Below are 19,137 nucleotides of genomic sequence, written 5' to 3'. Positions count from 1 at the left end.
ATCGATGGCTTATCTCGTGACCACACTCTGGCCCTGGGTCGTCGCGGCGATCCTGCTCGGCATGGTGGTCGGGGCGGCGACCGGCCGCCCCCGGCAGCCCGGCGAAACCCGGCGGAGCGGTCTCGCCCTGGATCTGCTGGTCTGGGCGATCGCGGCGCTGCTCGCGGTCGGGGTCGCCGCCGCAATCCTTCATTGGCTCAGGGGGCGGCACGGGCTCTGGCTCGACATGGCGCTGGCAATGACCGGGGCCTATGTGCTCGGCTGCGGCATTGGCGCCGTGCTGCGCCGGCTCGGCAGCGGCGCAGCCAAACCGGATTCCGAACTGGCGGTTGTTTCGCCGCCGGTTCCTGCGGTTGTGCCGGTCGAGGCGATGCCGCTTCCGGCTGTGCCGCCGGAGGCCGCAGCGGCACCGGCGTCGCCGGAGGCGCCGGCCAAGGTCGCCAAGCCGCGAGCCAGGAAAGCGCAAGGGGAAAAGCCGCCGGCGGCAATGCTGCCGGCGGGCCTGCCGCCTGACGGCAAGCCGGCCGGAAAGACGCGGGCGGCGAAGCGCCCGTCAAAGCCGGCGACGGCGGCTCCGGGAGCCGCGCGCGCCAAGCCGCGGGGCAAGCCCAAGGCCTGATCGAGCCCGGATCCGGGCGGCGGAGGGCGCTTTCTCAGGGTCGCGGCGGCTGTTTTGCGTCGGTTCCGTTTGAAGCGGGCGCGCGCTTCCGCTAAACGGACGCACATTCTTTCGCGCGCATCCGCGCTGCCGTTCCGTTTGCCGAGGCCTTCCATGCATCGCTACCGCTCCCACACCTGCGGCCAATTGCGCTCCACCGATGTCGGCGAGACCGTCCGGCTCTCGGGCTGGTGCCACCGTATCCGCGACCACGGGGGCATCCTGTTCGTCGACCTGCGCGATCACTACGGCATCACCCAGTGCCTGGCCGACCCGGACAGCCCGGCGTTCAAGGCGCTCGAGCAATGCCGCGCCGAGTGGGTCATCCGCATCGACGGCAAGGTGAAGGGGCGTGACGAGAGCCTGAAGAACGCCAAGATCCCGACCGGCGAGGTCGAGGTGTTCATTACCGAGATCGAAGTGCTCGGTCCGGCAGCGGAACTGCCGTTGCAGGTGTTCGGCGACCAGGAATATCCGGAAGAGACCCGGTTGAAATACCGCTTCCTCGATCTCCGTCGCGAGAAGCTGCACAAGAACATCATGACCCGTGGCCAGGTGGTCGATTCGATCCGCCGGCGCATGAAGGACACCGGTTTCTTCGAGTTCCAGACGCCGATCCTGACCGCCTCGTCGCCGGAGGGCGCGCGCGACTTCCTGGTGCCGAGCCGCATCCATCCCGGCAAGTTCTACGCTCTGCCGCAGGCGCCGCAGCAGTACAAGCAGCTGCTGATGATGTCGGGCTTCGACCGCTATTTCCAGATCGCGCCATGCTTCCGCGACGAGGATCCGCGCGCCGACCGTCTGCCCGGCGAGTTCTACCAGCTCGACCTCGAAATGAGCTTCGTCACCCAGGACGACGTCTTCGCGGCGGTCGAACCGGTGATCCGTGGCGTGTTCGAGGACTTCGCCGAGGGCAAGCCGGTCACCCAGGCCTTCCCGCGCATTCCCTATGCGGAATCGATGTGCAAATACGGCTCCGACAAGCCGGACCTGCGCAACCCGCTGGTCATGCAGGACGTGTCGGAGCATTTCCGCGGTTCCGGCTTCAAGGTCTTCGCGCGCATGTTGGAGGACGCCAAGAACCAGGTCTGGGCGATCCCCGGACCCGGTGGCGGCTCGCGCGCCTTCTGCGACCGGATGAACTCCTGGGCGCAGAGCGAGGGCCAGCCCGGCCTCGGCTACATCATGTGGCGCGAGGGCGGCGAGGGCGCCGGCCCGATCGCCAACAATATCGGCCCGGAGCGCACGGCCGCGATCCGCGACGCGCTGGGACTGAAAGAAGGCGACGCCGCCTTCTTCGTTGCCGGCGACCCGGCGAAATTCGTCAAGTTCTCGGGCCTTGCCCGCACCAAGGTCGGCGAGGAGCTGAACCTTGTCGACAAGGACCGCTTCGAACTCGCCTGGATCGTCGACTTCCCGATGTATGAGTGGAACGAGGACGAGAAGAAGGTCGACTTCTCGCACAATCCTTTCTCCATGCCGCAAGGCGGGCTGGAGGCGCTGGAGGGCCAGGATCCGCTGACCATCAAGGCGTTTCAGTACGACATCACCTGCAACGGCTACGAGATCGCCAGCGGAGGCATCCGCAACCATCGGCCCGAGGCCATGGTGAAGGCCTTCGAGATCGCCGGTTATGGCGAGGAAACGGTGATCGAGCGCTTCGGCGGCATGTACCGGGCGTTCCAGTATGGCGCGCCGCCGCATGGCGGCATGGCGGCCGGTGTCGACCGTATCGTCATGCTCATCTGCGGCGTGACCAATCTGCGCGAGATTTCTCTGTTCCCGATGAACCAGCGCGCCGAGGACCTGCTGATGGGCGCGCCATCGGAGGTGACGCCCCGCCAGCTGCGCGAATTGTCGATCCGGCTCGCCATCGATCCGAAAGCCTGAGGCGATGGGCGAGGCGGGCTACGAGAGCCGGTTCGTCGGCGCGACCGACGGCCTGAGGCTGCATGTGCGGGTCTATGGCGTGCCGCAGCCCGGCCGCTGGCCGCTCATCTGCCTCGCCGGCCTGTCGCGCAATTCCGCCGATTTCGACCGGCTCGCCCGCGCGCTGTCGGCGACGCGCCAAGTGGTCGCGCCGGATTATCGCGGCCGCGGACAATCCGACTGGGACACCAACTGGCAGAATTATGCGCTGCCGGTCGAGCTCAACGATCTGCTCGCCGTCACCACCGTGCTCGGCATCGACAAGGCGATCTTCCTCGGCACCTCGCGCGGCGGCATCCTGACCATGCTGATGTCGGCGGCGCGGCCGGGCCTGATCGCCGGCGCCATCCTCAACGATATCGGGCCGGTGATCGACGGCACCGGCCTGGCCCGGATCAAGAGTTATCTCGGCAAATTGCCCGAGCCGAAAAACCTCGACGAGGCAGTGGCGCTGCTGAAAAGCATCGGCAGCGCCAAGTTTCCGGCACTTTCCGATGCCGACTGGTATCGGCAGGCCGAGGGCATGTGGATGACCAGGGACGGCAGACTGGTGCCGGCCTTCGACCCGGCCTTGACCAAGCCGATGGAGACGATGAATTTCGATGCGCCCCTGCCGACGCTCTGGCCGCAATTCGATGGCCTGGCCAATGTCCCGGCCATGGTGATCCGCGGCGAACATTCCGACATCATTTCGGCCGAGACGGTCGCCGCCATGGTCGCGCGCCGGCCGGACCTTGGGGTGTTCGATGTGCCGGGCCAGGGCCATGCGCCGCTTTTGACCGACCGGCCGTCGATCGATCGGATCGCCGAATTTGCCCGCCGCTGCGATCCGGCCTGAGGCCGGGCGGCGGCCGGCCCCGGTGCCGCCGGCGCAAGGCCCGGAAATTCCGTGCCGATCCGCATTTCGGCGGTCGGTCTGCATTTTGGTGGTCGATCTCCATTTTGATAGTCGATCTCCATTTTGATAGTCTTGGCAAGCCGTTGCGCCGGCCTTAGTGTCCGCGTCCCTGGGGCCGGATCGATAACGCAACCGTGAGCATTCCCAATCTCCTCACCATCCTGCGGATCCTGCTCGTCCCCGTCGTGGTCTGGGCAATTTCCCAGGGGCGGATGGGCGTCGCGCTCGGCATCTTCGTTTTCGCCGGCATTACCGATGCGGTCGACGGCTATATCGCCAAGCGGTTCGACCAGCGGACCGAACTCGGCGCCTATCTCGACCCCCTGGCCGACAAGACGCTGATCGTTTCGATCTATGTCTCGCTCGCCATTTTCGGCTTCATTCCGCCCTGGGTGGTCATTCTGGTGGTGTCGCGCGACTTCATGATCGTCGGCGGCGTGCTGTTGTCGACATTTGTCGACAAGCCCTTGGCGATCCAGCCGCTGCTCGTCTCGAAGGCCAATACGGTGGCGCAGATCGTGTTTGCCGCGCTGGTGCTGGCCTCCAAGGGGCTGGGGCTCGATCTCGACCTGGCCATCGAGGTGGCGATGTGGGCCGTCGCGGTGCTGACGCTCGCCTCGGCCGGCGCCTATCTGGTGGCCTGGGTGCGCCACATGTCGACGTGACGATCCCTTGTCATGAGGCCTTGAAACCGACGCGGCGTCTTGCGACCTTGTCGGTACGATCGGTGGCGATCCGCGAGGGATACCGTTGACGCTTCAAAAGCAAGTGGGGTTCTGGATCGGCGGCCTGGTGCTGCTGATCCTGTCCCTCTATGTCCTGCGCGGTGTCCTGCTGCCTTTCGTCGCCGGGCTGGCGCTGGCTTATTTCCTCGACCCGATCGTCCGGCGCCTGGCCAAGCTCGGCCTGCCGCGCACGCTCGGCGCCCTGTTCGTGATCGGCACATTCGTCGTGCTGTTCATTGGCCTGATGTTCCTGATCGTGCCGATCCTGGCCAATCAGCTCACCGCCTTCATCGCGCGGCTGCCCGGTTATGTCGTGCAATTGCAGACGCTGGCGACCGAGCAGAACCGGGAATGGCTCCAGAAGGTGCTCGGCGAGCGGCTGCCCGACGTGTCGCGCTCGGTCGGCGACCTGGTCTCCCAGTCGGTCGGCTGGGCCGCGGGTTTCCTGCAGGGGCTGTGGTCCGGCGGCGCCGCCTTCATTTCGCTGTTCTCGCTGATCGTGGTGACGCCGGTGGTCGCCTTCTATCTCTTGAACGACTGGCCGAAGATCATGGTCAAGATCGATTCCTGGCTGCCGCTGAAGCACAGGGAGACGATCCTCGGCCTGATGCGCGAGATCGACCGGGCGCTGGCCGGCTTCCTGCGCGGCCAGGCCGCGGTCTGCGGCATCCTGATGATCTTCTACGGTGTCGCCTTGACCGCGTCGGGGCTCAATTTCGGCCTGCTGATCGGCATATCCATCGGTTTCCTCAGTTTCATCCCCTATGTCGGCTCGCTCACCGGGCTGATCCTGTCGCTCGGCGTCGCCATCGTGCAGTTCTGGCCGAACTGGTCGATGGTGGCGATCATCATCGGCATCTTCGTGGTCGGGCAATTCCTCGAAGCCTATGTGCTCTATCCCAACCTCGTCGGTGAATCGGTCGGCCTGCATCCGGTCTCGATGATGTTCGCCCTGTTCGCCTTCGGCGCCCTGTTCGGTTTCGTCGGACTTCTGCTGGCCGTGCCGCTGGCGGCTGCGATCGGTGTCTTGACCCGCTTCGCCATCAGGCAGTACCTCGCAAGCCCGCTCTATACGGGTGTGCCCCGGGAAGGTCCGGCTCGGTCGGAAAAGTGATCATGTTCCCGAATGCGTTTCGTGCCGGCCCGCGCCAGATGGCGCTCGATCTTGCGTTGCCCGAGTCCCTCGCGCGCGACGATTTTCTCGAGGCGCCGTGCAATGCCGAAGCGCTGGCGCTGATCGAGACCTGGCCGGAATGGCCGGCGCCGGTGGTTGCCCTGGTCGGCCCGCCGGGCGCCGGCAAGAGCCATCTCGGCGCGATCTGGGCCGACCATGCCGGGGCCCGCCGGCTGGCGGCGCGCGACCTGGCCGGCGCCGTGCCGGCCGATGCGCTGGCGACCGGCGCGCTGCTGCTCGAGGATGCCGGCCCGAAAACCTCGGAACTGGCGCTGTTCCACCTGATCAACAGCGCCAAGGAGGAGGGCGCCTTCGTCCTGATGACCACGCGTGAGCCGCCGGTCAGCTGGGGAACCGGCCTGAAGGACCTGTCGTCGCGGCTGCGCGCCATTCCGGCGGTGGCGCTGGCCGAACCCGAAGACGCGCTGCTGCGCGCCGTCCTGGTCAAGCTGTTCGCCGACCGTCAATTGCTGGCTGACGCCGACATCGTCGAATATCTGGCCCGCCGCATGGAGCGCTCGCTCGATGCCGCGCGCCGTCTGGTCACCGAGCTCGATCGTGAGACGCTGGAAACCGGCCGCCGGCTGACCCGTCCGCTCGCCGCCCAGGTGCTCGAGCGGGTCATGCAGCCGAGCCTGATCTGACGAAGACTTCTCTTTGACGCCGGTCACAGCGGCGTCATGATCGCAGGTGATGGGTATCGCCTATCGCCCGAGGGAAAGACATGGCAACGCTCGAGACCAAGAAGGACGCTCCGCGGCACGAGCCGATCGTCGAGCTCCGCACCGAGGCCAAACCGGCAGTCAAGCTCGCGGCGCCCGCCGAAAAGCAGGGGCCGCCGGTGGACCTGCGCCATCAGCCGCAGCGTTTCATCAACCGCGAGCTGTCCTGGCTGCAGTTCAACCGGCGCGTCATGGAAGAGGCGTCGAACCGCAATCATCCGCTGCTCGAACAGCTGCGCTTCCTGTCGATCTCGGCCAATAACCTCGACGAATTCTTCATGGTCCGGGTCGCCGGCCTGCGCGGCCAGGTGCTGGCCGGCGTCGGCACGCTCTCGCCCGACGGGCTGAGCCCGGCCGAGGCGCTGGTCAAGATCAGCGACAGCGTGGCGACGCTGGCCTCCGACCAGCAGCAGCGCTGGCGCGAACTGCGCGAGGACCTGTTCGCCGAGGGCATCGTGCTGGTCGACGGCCCCGATGTGACCAAGGCCGAGCGGGCCTGGCTGGAGGATCATTTCCTTGGCCACGTCTTCCCGGTGCTGACGCCGCTCGCCATCGATCCGGCGCATCCCTTCCCGTTCATTCCCAATCTCGGCTTCACCATTGCCCTGTCGCTGCAGCGCGCCGGCGACGGCCGGGCCATGCGGGCGCTGATCCGGGTGCCGGCCAAGATCGACCGATTCATCAAGCTGCCCGACCTCGCCGAGACCGGCGCTCGCCGGTTCATCACGCTGGAGCAGACCGTCGGCCTGTTCATCGGCCGGCTGTTCCCCGGCTATGTGGTCAAGGGGCAGGGCGCCTTTCGGGTCATTCGCGACAGCGATCTGGAAATCGAGGAAGAGGCGGAAGATCTGGTCCGCCACTTCGAATCGGCGTTGAAGCGGCGGCGGCGGGGCTCGGTCATCCGCATGGAGGTCGAGGCGAGCATGCCCGAAGACCTCAGGCATTTCATTGCCCGCGCCCTCGGCGTGGTCGACGACGAGGTGTTCCGGGTCGAAGGCGTGCTGGCGGTCAACGAATTGGCGCAGCTGGTCTCGCTCGACCGGCCGGATCTCAAATTCGTGCCCTATGCGCCACGCTATCCCGAGCGCATCCGTGACCAGGGCGGCGATTGCTTCGCCGCGATCCGCCAGAAGGATCTGATCGTCCACCACCCCTATGAGAGCTTCGACGTGGTGGTGCAGTTCCTCAACCAGGCCGCCCGCGACCCGAATGTCGTGGCGATCAAGCAGACGCTCTACCGCACCTCCTCGGATTCGCCGATCGTCAAGGCGCTGGCGGAAGCCGCCGAAGCCGGCAAATCGGTCACCGCGCTGGTCGAACTCAAGGCACGTTTCGACGAAGAGGCCAATATCCGCTGGGCGCGCGACCTGGAGCGCGCCGGCGTGCAGGTGGTGTTCGGCTTCATCGAACTGAAGACCCACGCCAAATTGTCGATGGTGGTGCGCCGCGAGGGCGAGGCGCTGGTCACCTATTGCCATGTCGGCACCGGCAATTATCACCCGATCACCGCCAAGGTTTACACCGACCTGTCCTATTTCACCGATGACCAGGTGATCGGCCGCGACGTCGCGCGCATCTTCAACTTCATCACCGGTTATGCCGAGCCCCAGGAACTGGATCTGATGGCGGTGTCGCCACTCAACCTGAAGAAGCGGCTGCTCGACCATATCGCCGAGGAGACCGAATTCGCCCGGGTCGGCAAGCCCGCGGCGATCTGGATGAAGCTCAACGCGCTGGTCGATCCCGAGATCATCGATGCGCTCTACGATGCCAGCCGGGCCGGCGTCGCGATCGACCTGGTGGTGCGTGGCATCTGCTGCCTCAGGCCCGGCCTGCCCGGCCTTTCCGACAATATCCGGGTCAAATCGATCGTCGGCCGCTTCCTCGAACACACCCGCATCTATGCTTTCGGCGGCGGCCATGGCCTGCCGCATCCGAAGGCCCGGGTCTACATCTCCTCGGCCGATGCCATGCCGCGCAATCTCGACCGGCGGGTCGAGTCGCTCTGCCCGCTGAACAACCCGACGGTGCATCAGCAGGCGCTCGATCAGATCATGATGGCCAATCTGAAGGACAACCAGCAGAGCTGGCGGGTCTTGTCGGACGGGAGCTCGGAGCGTATCAAGCCGGCCGAGGGCGAAGAGCCGTTCAATGCCCATAAATATTTCATGACCAATCCGAGCCTGTCAGGACGTGGAAAATCGCTCAAAGAATCATCTCCCCGCCACCTCTCCCGTCGGGCAGAGCGTGGAGCGAGCTGATTTTTTCGAGATCGCGCCGGGCCGGCTCCAGCTCGGGCCGACGATCGCCGTCATCGATATCGGCTCCAACTCGGTTCGCCTCGTCGTCTACGAGGCGCTGACCCGCTCGCCGACGCCGATCTTCAACGAAAAGACGTTGTGCGGCCTCGGCCGCAACGTGCTGATCAGCGGCCGGCTGGCCGATGACGCGGTGGCCAAGGCGCTGGCCTCGATCCGCCGGTTCCGCGTGCTGTGCAACCAGCTGAATGTCGGCGAGCTGCATGTGCTGGCGACCGCCGCCGTGCGCGACGCCAAGAACGGCGACGTCTTCATCGCCGAATGCGAGGCGATCTGCGGCGTGCCGCTGAAGCTCCTGTCGGGGCGCGAGGAGGCCAATTTCGCGGCGCTCGGCGTGATCTCCGGCACCTACCGGCCTGATGGCATCGTCGGCGATCTCGGCGGCGGCTCGCTCGAGCTGGTCGACGTCAAGGACGGCAGGATCGGCGGCGGCGTGACCTTGCCGCTCGGCGGGCTCGCGCTGCAGGACACCTCGGGCTATTCGGTCAAGAAGGCCGAGCGGATCACCGCCAAGACCATTGCCAAGGTCGACCTGTTGAAGAAGGGCAAGGGCCACACCTTCTATGCGGTCGGCGGCACGTGGCGCTCGCTCGCCAAGCTGCACATGGCGCAGCGCGGCTATCCCCTGAACGTCATGCATGGCTATGCCCTGACCGGCAAGGAGATCGCCGACTTCTGCTATCTGGTCAGCCGGCAGCCGACCGATACGATCTCGCGCATCGAGGTGGTCGCGGAAAGCCGGCGGCCGCTGCTGGCCTATGGCGCCCTGGTGCTGGAAGCCGTGGTCAGGGCCTCCAAGGTCGATCGCGTGGTGATCTCGGTGCTCGGCGTGCGCGAGGGCCTGCTCTATTCGATGCTCGACGAGATCGAGCGCGACCAGGATCCCCTGTTGTCGGCGGCGCGCGAACTCAGCCTGTTGCGCTCGCGCTCGCCGCGCCATGGCGAGGAGCTGATCGCCTGGACCGACCGCTTCATGGAGGTCTCTCACCTCGAGGAGACCGCGGAGGAGCGCCGGCTGCGCCACGCCGCCTGCCTGCTCGCCGATATCGGCTGGCGCGCCCATCCCGATTATCGCGGTGAGCAGAGCCTCAACATCATCGCCCACGCCAATTTCGCCGGCGTCGACCATCCCGGCCGCGCCTATCTGGCGCTGGCGACCTTCTATCGCCACGAAGGCATCATCGACGAGTTCATGTCGCCCCGGATCCGCGAACTGGTCGGGGTCAGGCTGCTCGATCGCGCCCGGGTGCTCGGCGCCGCCATGCGGGTCGCCTATCTGATCTCGGCGGCCATGCCGGGCGTCCTGCCGCGCGCGCCGCTGACGGTCGAGGATCGCCGGCTGGTGCTGACGCTCGCCGGCGACCTGTCGGGATTGGCCGGTGAGCGGCTGGTCAATCGCCTGCGCACGCTCGGGCGCATGGTCGGGCGCGACAGCGAATTGCGCGCGATTCCTTAAGAGCCGGGCGTCAGGCGATCTTGCCAGCCGCCATCTTGCCCGTCTTGGCCACCGGCGGCTTGGGCTGCGGCGCCAGGTGCGGACAGGTGTGGTCGAAGCGCTCGCGCGCCGCGACGATCTCGGCCTGATGCCGGAAAGCCCAGTCGCTGAGCGCCCGGATCGGACCGATCAGCGAGCGGCCGAGCGGCGTCAGGGCATAATCGACCCGCGGCGGCACGGTCGGGAAAACCGTGCGCGACACCAGGCCGTCGCGCTCGAGACCGCGCAATGTCAGCGTCAGCATGCGTTGCGAGACCACGCCGATCTTGTGCTTCAGCTCATTGAAGCGCATCGGGCCGGCGCCTAGGAGGCGCACCACCAGAACCGCCCATTTGTCGCCGATGCGGGCCAGGATCGGCTTCACCACGCTGCAGTCGCCGGTGTGGGACCAGGCTTCGTCCTCGGTTACATCGATGTGCCCTAGGTCCATGCATGTGCCTCCTTGCGGGCCATGTGGCCGGTTCTCTAAATAGCCTCGGTCACAAAGAGTAACTTAGTGGCTTCGCCCCCGGGTGCATAGGTCCGCGGCTGATGATGATCCGACCAGGAGACCTGTTACGATGGCATTGAAGCTTCACACCATCATCACCAGCACGCGGCCGGGCCGCGTCGGGCCGATTTTCGCCAAATGGTTCGACGGGGTCGCCAGGGCACATGGCAAATTCGACCCGACGCTGGTCGACCTGGCCGATTTCAACCTGCCGATCTTCGACGAGCCGAAGCACCCCAGGCTCGGCGACTATCAGCATGAGCATACGAAGAAGTGGAGCGCCAGCGTCAAGGCGGCCGATGCCATCGTCTTCGTCACGCCGGAATATAATTACGGCCCGTCGCCGGCGCTGATCAACGCGCTGACCTATCTGTCCGCCGAATGGGCCTATAAGCCGGCCGGCTTCCTCAGCTATGGCGGCATTTCCGGCGGCACCCGGGCGGTTCAGCAGGCCAAGCCGACGCTGACCACGCTGAAGCTGATGCCGATCCCGGAAGGCATCGCCCTTCCGGCTTTCACCAGCCTGTTGAACGAGGAACGCGAGTTCACCCCGAACGACCTGATCAATGCCAGCGCCGCGACGCTGCTCGACGAGCTGCACAAGTGGGCAGGCGCGCTGAAGGTCTTGCGCTGAAGGTCCTGCGCTGAAGGTCCTGCGCTGAAGGTCTTGCGCTGAGGCGAGGCGGCGGGCCGGCCCGATCAGGCCGCCCGCCGTCATCCCATTAGCCGAGTGGACGGGACTAGCGCTGGGGCCCTAGAACGCGGCATCATATGAAGTCGCGTGCCTCGAAGGGCCCCCTGCATGTTCAAGAAGATCCTGATCGCCAATCGCGGCGAAATCGCCTGCCGCGTGATCAAGACCGCACGCAAGATGGGGATCCAGACCGTCGCGGTTTATTCGGATGCCGACAAGGACGCGGTCCATGTCGAAATGGCCGACGAAGCCGTGCATATCGGCCCGCCGACCGCGTCGGAAAGCTATCTGGTGATCGACAAGATCATCGCCGCCTGCAAACAGACCGGCGCCGAAGCGGTGCATCCCGGCTACGGCTTCCTGTCGGAGCGCGAGGCCTTCGCGCTGGCGCTAAAAGACAACGGCATCGTCTTCATCGGGCCGAACCCGCATGCCATTGCCGCCATGGGCGACAAGATCGAATCGAAGAAGGCGGCGGCCGCCGCCAAGGTCTCGACCGTGCCGGGCTTTCTCGGCGTCATCGAAGACGAGGTTCATGCCGTCAAGATCTCCGATGAGATCGGCTATCCCGTGATGATCAAGGCCTCCGCCGGCGGCGGCGGCAAGGGCATGCGCATCGCCCATTCGGCGGGCGAGGTGGCCGAGGGTTTCCGGCTCGCCAAGTCGGAGGCCAAAAGCTCGTTCGGCGACGACCGGGTGTTCGTCGAGAAATTCATCGTCAACCCGCGCCATATCGAGATCCAGGTGCTGGGCGACAAGCACGGCAACGTCATCTATCTCGGCGAGCGCGAATGCTCGATCCAGCGGCGCAACCAGAAGGTCATCGAGGAGGCGCCGTCGCCGCTGCTCGATGAGAAGACCCGGCGCGCCATGGGCGAGCAGGCGGTGGCTCTCGCCAAGGCGGTGCAATATGATTCCGCCGGCACGGTGGAATTCGTCGCCGGCCAGGACCGGTCGTTCTATTTCCTCGAAATGAACACCCGCCTGCAGGTCGAGCATCCGGTCACCGAAATGGTCACCGGCATCGACCTGGTCGAGCAGATGATCAAAGTCGCCTATGGCGAAAAGCTCACGATCCAGCAGAGCGACGTGAAGCTCAACGGCTGGGCGGTCGAAAGCCGCATCTATGCCGAGGATCCCTATCGCAATTTCCTGCCCTCGATCGGCCGCCTGGTGACCTACCGTCCGCCGGCCGAAGGCAAGGTGGGCGCGGCGGTGCTGCGCAACGACACCGGCGTCACCGAGGGCGGCGAGATATCGCTCTATTACGATCCGATGATCGCCAAGCTGGTGACCTGGGCGCCGACCCGCGAGGTGGCGATCGAGGCCCAGGCCGATGCGCTGGACGCCTTCGCCATTGACGGCATCCAGCACAATATCCCGTTCCTGTCGGCGCTGATGCAGCATCCGCGCTGGCGCTCCGGCGAATTGTCGACCGGCTTCATCGCCGAGGAATATCCGGAAGGTTTCGCGCCGCGCCAGCCGGTCGGCGAGCCGGCCGAGGCCATGGCCGCGGTCGCCGCCTTCATCGATCACATGCTGAACGCGCGCAAACGCAAGATCTCCGGCCAGATGCGCCAGGGCCACCGGGTGTCGTTCGACCGCGACCGCGTCGTCACCATGGGCGAGAGCCGCTACGACGTGCAGGTGCTGGATGACGGCGAGAACATCGCCGTGCGCTTCTTCGAGGGCGCCGGCGGCCGCGAGACCGCGAGCCACACCATTGCCTCGGCCTGGGCGCCGGGCCAGCCGGTGTTCTCGGGCACGGTCGACGGCAAGCCGGTCAACGTGCTGGTCCGCGCCATCCCGAACGGCCTCCTGCTCGCCTATCGCGGCATCGCCACCCGCGCCTATGTCTATACCCGCCGCGAGGCCGAGCTTGCCGCGCTGATGCCGGTCAAGGTCGCCGCCGATACGGGCAAGAAGCTGCTCTGCCCGATGCCCGGCCTGGTCAAGTCGATCGCGGTGGTGGTCGGCCAGGAGGTCAAGGCGGGCGAGGCGCTCTGCGTGGTCGAGGCGATGAAGATGGAAAACGTGCTGCGCGCCGAGCGCGACGGCAAGGTCAAGTCGATCGCGGCCAAGCCCGGCGACAGCCTGGCGGTGGACGCCGTGATCATGGAGTTCGAGTGACGGCTGTGAGAAGAGCGCGGACAAGCCTTGCGGCCGGTGAATCGCTCTGCTAGACAGCCGCTCTCGCCGGGCTTGCCTGGCGAATGCGGTCGTGGCGGAACTGGTAGACGCGCTACCTTGAGGTGGTAGTTCTTAACCGAGTGGAGGTTCGAGTCCTCTCGACCGCACCAAATCCGAGACTTCGGTCTCCGGACGGCGCCCTGGACACCATCCAGGGCGCCGTTTGTTTTTGGGCCGCCCTGGTCGTCACGCCGGCTGCATGTGCACGACCTTGAAGTCGCGCTGCTTCAGTTCGCGCAGGAAGGCCGGCAGCATGGCCGCGGTCTGCTGCCGGGTGTCGTGCATCAGGATGATGCCGGAGCCGGTCCGTTCGAGCCGGCGCAGCGCCAGATCCAGCTGGGCCTCCACGGTCATCTCGTTCCAGTCGCTGATCCAGAAATCGCAGCCGAACACGCCGATGCCGCGCGCCGCCAGCCCGTTGTTCAATTCGTCGGAATCGCCGAAGCCCGGATAGCGGAAGAACGGCGTGCGCGGCGTGCCGGAATAGGTGCCGTAGAGCGCCCGGTCGACCGCCGCGAACCCGGCCTCGATATCGGCGCGCGCCCGCTCGACCGGCAATTGCGCCAGCGTCATCGGATGGGTCATCGAGTGATGCGCCACGGTGTGGCCCTCGGCGAGGATCCGCCGGGCGAGGCCGGGGGCATCATGGGCCATGCGGCCGACCAGAAAGAAGGTGGCGCGCACGCATTCCTGCTTGAGCGCCGCCAGCACCTGGTCGGTCGGGCCGGGCAGGGGGCCGTCGTCGAAGGTCAGCACCACTTCGCGCGGGCCGAGCGGCAAGGTCCGGGGATAGCTCTTGCGCCCGACACGCAGGCCACCCGCGGTCGCCACCGGCAGGACCCGGGCGGTGCCGAGCGCATCGGCCCGGCAGGCGGGGGCGGCGAGCGCTGCGGCCGGCGCCAGCGCCGAGGCGGCGACCCCTGCCGCGACACCTGCCGCGATCTTGGCCGCGACGCGGCGGCGATCCATGCTGTCAAAACTGCTCATCGTGGCGTCTCCGCCTCCTTGCCAAATGCCATTCGCACGCCCAAGAAGGCGCCACCCTCCGCCGCTCGACGTGGCATGCCATCAGCGAGGCGCCCATGGCCGTTCCCACGCCACACCCGACCATGACCGACGACTGGCGCGACGACGACGGCGCGCTCAGATCGGACATTGTCGAGGCGGTGACCAGCGCCGTCGCCAGTAACGACGCCGCCAGGCTGAAGGATCTCGTCGGCGAAGCCCACGAGGCCGACATGGGCGATCTGATCGCCCAGCTCGACACCGAAGACCGTCGCAAGCTGGTCGAACTGCTCGGAGCAGATTTCGACTTCGCCGTGCTGACCGAAGTCGACGAAACGATTCGTGTCGAGATCCTGGAGGATCTTCCCGCCGAGACCGTGGCGGAAGGCATCGCCGAACTCGACAGCGACGATGCCGTCTCGATCCTGCAGGACCTGGACGAGGAGGACCGCTCCGAGATCCTCGAAAAGATGCCGGCGGTCGAGCGGGTCGCGCTGAAGCGTGCGCTCGACTACCCCGAGGATTCCGCCGGCCGGCGCATGAAGGACGACTTCATCGCCGTGCCGCCGTTCTGGACCGTCGGCCAGGTGATCGACCATCTGCGCGAAGCCGACGACCTGCCCGACGACTTCACCGAAGTCTTCGTGATCGATCCCGGTTATCATCTGCAAGGCCATATCCGGCTCGACCGGCTGTTGCGCACCAAGCGGCCGGTGACCGTCACCGAGATCATGGAGGAGGAGGTCCGCACGGTCGAAGCGACCGAGGACCAGCAGGACGTCGCCTTGATGTTCGAGCGCTACAACCTGCTCTCCGCGGCGGTGGTCGACGAGGCCGGCCGGCTGGTCGGCGTGCTGACGGTTGACGACATCGTCGACGTCATCGAGGAAGAGGCCGATGCCGACATCAAGGCGCTCGGCGGCGTCAAGCCGGAGGAAGAGATTTCCGACAGCGTCTGGACCACCGCCAAGGGGCGGTTCCGCTGGCTGTTCATCAACATGCTCACCGCCTTCATCGCCACGACGGTGCTGAAGTCTTTCGAGAAACAGCTCGAGACCATGGTGGCGCTGGCGGTGCTGGCGCCGATCGTGGCGAGCCAGGGCGGCAATGCCGCGACGCAGACCATGACGGTGGCGGTCAGGGCGCTCGCCACCCATGATCTCGGGCCTCACAACGCGCTGCGCGTCATTGGCCGCGAGGCGCTCACCGGCCTGATCAACGGCACCGCCTTCGCGCTCATCATCGGGGTGGTCGCCGGCTTCTGGTTCTCGCTCGCCGGCCTCGGCGTGGTCATCGGCCTCGCCATGGTCTGCAACCTGGTCGCCGGGGCGCTGGCCGGCATCCTGATCCCGCTCGGGCTGGCCAAGCTGAATGCCGATCCCGCGGTGTCGTCAGGGCCCTTCGTCACCACGGTCACCGATGTCGTCGGCTTCCTCGGCTTCCTCACCATCGCCACCTGGTGGTTCAAGATCTAGCCGATGGCCGATCGGTTGCGCGTATGTGACAGTCATGTGACAGTTTCGCAAAGAATAGATCTTTATTTTTGCTGTGAGCGGGCGCGCCTAAGAGAATCATTTTCTGATCGTCAGAACTATTCCGGCGGCGACCATAAGTGTCCGTTAATGCCCGATGTCTATAGAGCCGGCAGGATCGGTCTCTTGCGATAATGTTTGGGGCGACAGAATGTCGGCGTCCATCAAGCGTAGCGCCTATTCGGCGCTGAGCCGCCATGTCTGGGCGGTGGGGGCGGCGATCGCGCTGTCTGCCGCATTCATGGCAGCCGCCAGTGTCCTCGCCTGGTTCCCGGCACGCCTGGCCTGGCAGGTCGACCAGACCTGGTTCGGGCGCCTGGCGGCCATGGCCCTGATGGTCGCCGGCATTGCGCTGGTGCTGCTGGTCCGGCTGCGCCTGGTTCAGGCCGAGGTCATTCAGGGCGCGCGCTTCCTGTCGCCGGTCGGGATCGACGACCTGACCGGCCTGTCGAACCGGGCGGCCTTCTACCGCGCCTTCGAGCGGGCGCTCGACGGCCTCGCCGAACGGCGCGCCTTCACCCTGGTGCTGCTCGATCTCGACCACTTCAAGGAGATCAACGACAGCCATGGCCATCACGCCGGCGATGTCGTGCTGGCCCAGGTCGGGCGCCGGCTGCGCCAGGTCTGCGGGCCGGAGCCGGAGATCGCCCGGCTCGGCGGCGACGAATTCGCCATCATCATTTCCGCGAGTTCGGCACCCGCCCATGTGCTGACGGCCTGCGCGCTGATCTCGGCCGAGATCGCCAAGCCGGTGACGGTGGACGGCAAGACCCTCAATGTCGGCGTATCCATGGGCTTCCTGCAGGTCGACCGTCCCTCGGGCGATCGCGACGACCTGATGCGCCAGGCCGATCGCGCGCTCTATGCCGCGAAGGAGCGCGGTCGCGGCTGCGCCATTGCCTATGACGTGGAGATGGACAAGGACGTGGCGCAACGGCGCTTCTTCGAGCGCGAATTGCGCGGCGCCGTGCTGACCGGCGAGATCGACGTGCACCTGCAGCCGATCCTGACCGCCGACGGCGAGACGCTGGTCGGCATGGAGGCGCTGGCGCGCTGGAACCACAGCTATCGCGGCGCGATCATGCCGGGTGAATTCATCCGGCTCGCCGAGGAGACCGGGCTGATCCATCAGCTCGGCAATATCGTGCTGCAGCGGGCCTGCCGGGCGGCGGCGCGCTGGCCCGGCCTGTTCATCTCGGTCAATGTCTCGCCGGTGCAGATGCGGCGGCCGGACTTTCCAGACGTGGTCATGGCGGTGCTCGGCGAGACCGGCCTGGAGCCCGGCCGGCTGGTGCTCGAAGTGACCGAAAGCGTGATGATCGACGATCCGGAAAAGGCCCTGGTGGCGCTGCGCAGCATTCGCGATCTCGGCGTGCAGATCGCACTGGATGATTTCGGCACCGGCTTTTCGTCGCTGTCCTATCTGCGCAAATTTCCGATCGACAAGCTGAAGGTCGACCGCAGCTTCGTGCTCGATCTCGACAAGGGCGCGGAAGCCGCCACCATCCTGCATTGCGTCATCAATCTCGGCCGCGCGCTCGGGCTCAGGGTCATCGCGGAGGGGGTCGAGACCGTCGAGCATGCGCGTTTCCTGCGCGCCGCCGGCTGTCATGAAATGCAGGGCTATCTGTTCGGGCGGCCTATGCCGGTCACCGAATTCGAGGCGATTTACGGCCTCGCGCCGGCGCCCGAGCGCGCGGTCGCCTGACCGGCGGAACCGAACTTGACTTGGCATGTCGCGCGCGCGGCCGCGTGCTTGGGCCGGCGAACCGGCCCGGGAAATGTATCGCGATCTGTCTGAGGTCCGGGGGCAACGATGCCGGAGCCGGTAATGAACCGGGACCGCCTCCGGCCTGCTTGCTTGCCTGGCCGGCGCTGCGGCTATCATCGCCGCCGATTCGATGATTGCCTTGCTTCCGCTTGGATCGGCCGGCATCCAGCCGATCGGGCAGGGGGCGCCGACGTCAGGGCCGGAAATGAAGTCCAGGATAAGTCTCGCCATTGTCGCGGCCGGAGGCCTCGCGGCCGTCCTCGTGCTGGTCGCCGTCGTCGCCATGCTCAGGCCCGCCGCCAAGCCGCCGGAGCGGCTGCAGCCCGGCCGCTGGGCGGTGGCGACCGGGCTGAACGGCCAGACGCTGGGAACACCGACCTCAACCTGCATCACGGCCCAGGACGCGCTTGCCGCCAACGGCACCGAAGACGATATCGCCGCGGCGGCCAGGCGCGAGGGCGCGGCGCAATCCTGCCGGGTCACCCAGGTGCTGATCGCCGGTCCGGCGATCACCGTCGACATGGTTTGCCAGGGCCAGCCGGCGCGTTCGAGCATGGTCTATCGCGGCACCAGTTACGAAGGCACGATGGCGACCGGCATCGGCCGGCCCAATGCACGGGTCATCGCCATGAAGGGCCAGCGCATCGGCGACTGCTGACCGGGTCTTGTCCGGCCATCCGGGCTTTCCGGTTCCACCATGCGCCGGTCGCGCTCGACAGGGGCGCCGGCTTCAGGCAGGTTCGCCCCTGACATTCCCCCACCCGGTTTCCTGCCGCTTCCAAGAGTTTCCGACATGACCGACGTTCTGCCGCTCGATCCCGCGATCAAGGCTGCCCTCGAAGCCACGACCACCGCGACGCTGACCACGATCCTGTTGAAGAAGGGTCTCAGGAAGACCTGGATGGCCGGGCCGATGCCCTTCACCAATGCCGACCGGCGGCTGGTCGGCCGCGCCTTCACGCTGCGCTTCGTGCCGGCGCGTGAAGACCTGGCGACACCGGAGAGCTGGTCCTCGCCGCGCTCGACCCGCGGGGCGATCGAGGCCATGCCCGAGGGCGTGATCGCCGTGGTCGATGCCATGGGCATCCAGGAAGCCGGCATTTTCGGCGACATCCTGTGCGCGCGCATGCGCAAGCGCGGCGTTACCGCGCTGGTCACCGACGGCGTGGTGCGTGATGCCGCCGGCGTCGAAGACTCGCAACTGCCGGTCTGGTGCTCGGGCGCCGCAGCGCCGGCCTCGGTCGCCGCGCTGACCTTCGTCAACTGGCAGGAGCCGATCGGCTGCGGCGGCGTGGCGGTGTTCCCCAACGACGTCATCGTGGTCGACGGCGACGGCGCCGTGCTGATCCCGCAGGACCTGGTCGAGGTGGTCGCCAAGCTGGCGCCCGAGCAGGAACATCTCGAGGGCTGGATCATGGGTGAGGTCGAAAAGGGCGTGCCGCTGCCCGGTCTCTATCCGCCCAACGCGGAAACGAAAGCTCGTTACGAAAAGGAAACGGGTCGTAAAGCATAGTCGCTGACGTCCCGTGGCCTTTT

General features: G+C 66.5%; 16 protein-coding genes and 1 tRNA gene. 15 read left to right on the top strand and 2 right to left on the bottom strand.

The window, feature by feature from the left end:
• Positions 1–4: 4 nt before the first annotated feature.
• The 8 genes from E8M01_RS34825 (at position 5) to E8M01_RS34790 (ending at position 9,880) form a co-directional block, all read left to right on the top strand.
• Positions 5–619 (top strand): hypothetical protein, encoded by a 615-nt coding sequence (locus E8M01_RS34825; RefSeq protein WP_136958240.1) that lies wholly within the window; start codon positions 5–7, stop codon positions 617–619.
• 153 nt (positions 620–772) lie between these two features.
• Positions 773–2,548: an aspartate--tRNA ligase gene (gene aspS / locus E8M01_RS34820; protein WP_136958239.1), complete on the top strand. Its 1,776-nt coding sequence runs from the start codon at positions 773–775 to the stop codon at positions 2,546–2,548.
• Between the two features lie 4 nt (positions 2,549–2,552).
• On the top strand, positions 2,553–3,425 hold the full coding sequence (locus E8M01_RS34815) for an alpha/beta fold hydrolase (protein ID WP_136958238.1): 873 nt from the start codon (positions 2,553–2,555) through the stop codon (positions 3,423–3,425).
• A 194-nt stretch (positions 3,426–3,619) separates the two neighbouring features.
• Entirely contained in the window at positions 3,620–4,150 is a 531-nt protein-coding gene (locus E8M01_RS34810; RefSeq protein ID WP_136958237.1) for a CDP-alcohol phosphatidyltransferase family protein, read from the top strand.
• 85 nt (positions 4,151–4,235) lie between these two features.
• Positions 4,236–5,324, top strand: coding sequence for an AI-2E family transporter (locus tag E8M01_RS34805; protein ID WP_136958236.1), 1,089 nt, complete (start codon positions 4,236–4,238; stop codon positions 5,322–5,324).
• Positions 5,325–5,326: 2 nt separating this feature from the next.
• The gene (locus E8M01_RS34800) at positions 5,327–6,028 is read left to right on the top strand and encodes an HdaA/DnaA family protein (RefSeq protein ID WP_136964362.1); all 702 of its coding nucleotides are present in this window, start codon (positions 5,327–5,329) and stop codon (positions 6,026–6,028) included.
• Between the two features lie 80 nt (positions 6,029–6,108).
• Positions 6,109–8,367 (top strand): RNA degradosome polyphosphate kinase, encoded by a 2,259-nt coding sequence (locus tag E8M01_RS34795; RefSeq protein ID WP_136964361.1) that lies wholly within the window; start codon positions 6,109–6,111, stop codon positions 8,365–8,367.
• Positions 8,354–9,880, top strand: coding sequence for a Ppx/GppA phosphatase family protein (locus E8M01_RS34790; RefSeq protein ID WP_246088537.1), 1,527 nt, complete (start codon positions 8,354–8,356; stop codon positions 9,878–9,880). Before E8M01_RS34795 ends, E8M01_RS34790 begins: the two co-directional genes overlap by 14 nt.
• A gap of 10 nt (positions 9,881–9,890) precedes the next feature.
• Here E8M01_RS34790 and E8M01_RS34785 read toward each other — a convergent pair whose 3' ends face one another.
• Entirely contained in the window at positions 9,891–10,349 is a 459-nt protein-coding gene (locus tag E8M01_RS34785) for a winged helix-turn-helix transcriptional regulator (protein ID WP_136964360.1), read from the bottom strand.
• 130 nt (positions 10,350–10,479) lie between these two features.
• Between E8M01_RS34785 and E8M01_RS34780 the strand changes: the two genes are divergently transcribed.
• The 3 genes from E8M01_RS34780 to E8M01_RS34770 all read left to right on the top strand — a co-directional run bounded on the left by E8M01_RS34780 (position 10,480) and on the right by E8M01_RS34770 (position 13,403).
• Positions 10,480–11,043, top strand: a complete 564-nt coding sequence (locus E8M01_RS34780) for an NADPH-dependent FMN reductase (protein WP_136964359.1) — start codon at positions 10,480–10,482, stop codon at positions 11,041–11,043.
• Positions 11,044–11,211: 168 nt separating this feature from the next.
• The gene (locus tag E8M01_RS34775) at positions 11,212–13,233 is read left to right on the top strand and encodes an acetyl-CoA carboxylase biotin carboxylase subunit (RefSeq protein ID WP_136964358.1); all 2,022 of its coding nucleotides are present in this window, start codon (positions 11,212–11,214) and stop codon (positions 13,231–13,233) included.
• Positions 13,234–13,318: 85 nt separating this feature from the next.
• Positions 13,319–13,403: transfer RNA gene (locus E8M01_RS34770), tRNA-Leu, on the top strand.
• A 76-nt stretch (positions 13,404–13,479) separates the two neighbouring features.
• Here E8M01_RS34770 and E8M01_RS34765 read toward each other — a convergent pair.
• Positions 13,480–14,280, bottom strand: a complete 801-nt coding sequence (locus E8M01_RS34765; RefSeq protein WP_246088536.1) for a polysaccharide deacetylase family protein — start codon at positions 14,278–14,280, stop codon at positions 13,480–13,482.
• Positions 14,281–14,375: 95 nt separating this feature from the next.
• Here E8M01_RS34765 and mgtE point away from each other — a divergent pair, with 95 nt between their 5' ends.
• The 4 genes from mgtE to E8M01_RS34745 all read left to right on the top strand — a co-directional run bounded on the left by mgtE (position 14,376) and on the right by E8M01_RS34745 (position 19,114).
• A complete protein-coding gene (mgtE, locus tag E8M01_RS34760; protein ID WP_136964357.1) occupies positions 14,376–15,773 on the top strand; it encodes a magnesium transporter in 1,398 nt (465 codons plus the stop codon).
• Between the two features lie 208 nt (positions 15,774–15,981).
• Complete coding sequence (locus tag E8M01_RS34755) at positions 15,982–17,538, top strand: putative bifunctional diguanylate cyclase/phosphodiesterase (RefSeq protein ID WP_136964356.1); 1,557 nt, start codon at positions 15,982–15,984, stop codon at positions 17,536–17,538.
• Positions 17,539–17,806: 268 nt separating this feature from the next.
• Entirely contained in the window at positions 17,807–18,259 is a 453-nt protein-coding gene (locus E8M01_RS34750; protein WP_170182197.1) for a DUF3617 domain-containing protein, read from the top strand.
• 135 nt (positions 18,260–18,394) lie between these two features.
• Positions 18,395–19,114: a ribonuclease activity regulator RraA gene (locus tag E8M01_RS34745; protein WP_136964354.1), complete on the top strand. Its 720-nt coding sequence runs from the start codon at positions 18,395–18,397 to the stop codon at positions 19,112–19,114.
• The last annotated feature ends 23 nt before the right edge of the window (positions 19,115–19,137 follow it).

It is taken from the genome of Phreatobacter stygius (assembly GCF_005144885.1).
GTDB classification, from domain to species: Bacteria; Pseudomonadota; Alphaproteobacteria; order Rhizobiales; family Phreatobacteraceae; genus Phreatobacter; species Phreatobacter stygius.
This window is presented reverse-complemented; position numbering and strand designations above follow the sequence as displayed.

Bases quoted from the DNA above. Each gene is read 5' to 3' on its own strand.
- E8M01_RS34825 (WP_136958240.1), top strand. From the start codon at position 5: ATGGCTTATCTCGTGACCACACTCTGGCCCTGGGTCGTCGCGGCGATC.
- aspS (WP_136958239.1), top strand. From the start codon at position 773: ATGCATCGCTACCGCTCCCACACCTGCGGCCAATTGCGCTCCACCGAT.
- E8M01_RS34815 (WP_136958238.1), top strand. From the start codon at position 2,553: ATGGGCGAGGCGGGCTACGAGAGCCGGTTCGTCGGCGCGACCGACGGC.
- E8M01_RS34800 (WP_136964362.1), top strand. From the start codon at position 5,327: ATGTTCCCGAATGCGTTTCGTGCCGGCCCGCGCCAGATGGCGCTCGAT.
- E8M01_RS34795 (WP_136964361.1), top strand. From the start codon at position 6,109: ATGGCAACGCTCGAGACCAAGAAGGACGCTCCGCGGCACGAGCCGATC.
- E8M01_RS34785 (WP_136964360.1), bottom strand. From the start codon at position 10,349: ATGGACCTAGGGCACATCGATGTAACCGAGGACGAAGCCTGGTCCCAC.
- E8M01_RS34780 (WP_136964359.1), top strand. From the start codon at position 10,480: ATGGCATTGAAGCTTCACACCATCATCACCAGCACGCGGCCGGGCCGC.
- E8M01_RS34775 (WP_136964358.1), top strand. From the start codon at position 11,212: ATGTTCAAGAAGATCCTGATCGCCAATCGCGGCGAAATCGCCTGCCGC.
- E8M01_RS34765 (WP_246088536.1), bottom strand. From the start codon at position 14,280: ATGAGCAGTTTTGACAGCATGGATCGCCGCCGCGTCGCGGCCAAGATC.
- mgtE (WP_136964357.1), top strand. From the start codon at position 14,376: ATGGCCGTTCCCACGCCACACCCGACCATGACCGACGACTGGCGCGAC.
- E8M01_RS34755 (WP_136964356.1), top strand. From the start codon at position 15,982: ATGTCGGCGTCCATCAAGCGTAGCGCCTATTCGGCGCTGAGCCGCCAT.
- E8M01_RS34750 (WP_170182197.1), top strand. From the start codon at position 17,807: ATGAAGTCCAGGATAAGTCTCGCCATTGTCGCGGCCGGAGGCCTCGCG.
- E8M01_RS34745 (WP_136964354.1), top strand. From the start codon at position 18,395: ATGACCGACGTTCTGCCGCTCGATCCCGCGATCAAGGCTGCCCTCGAA.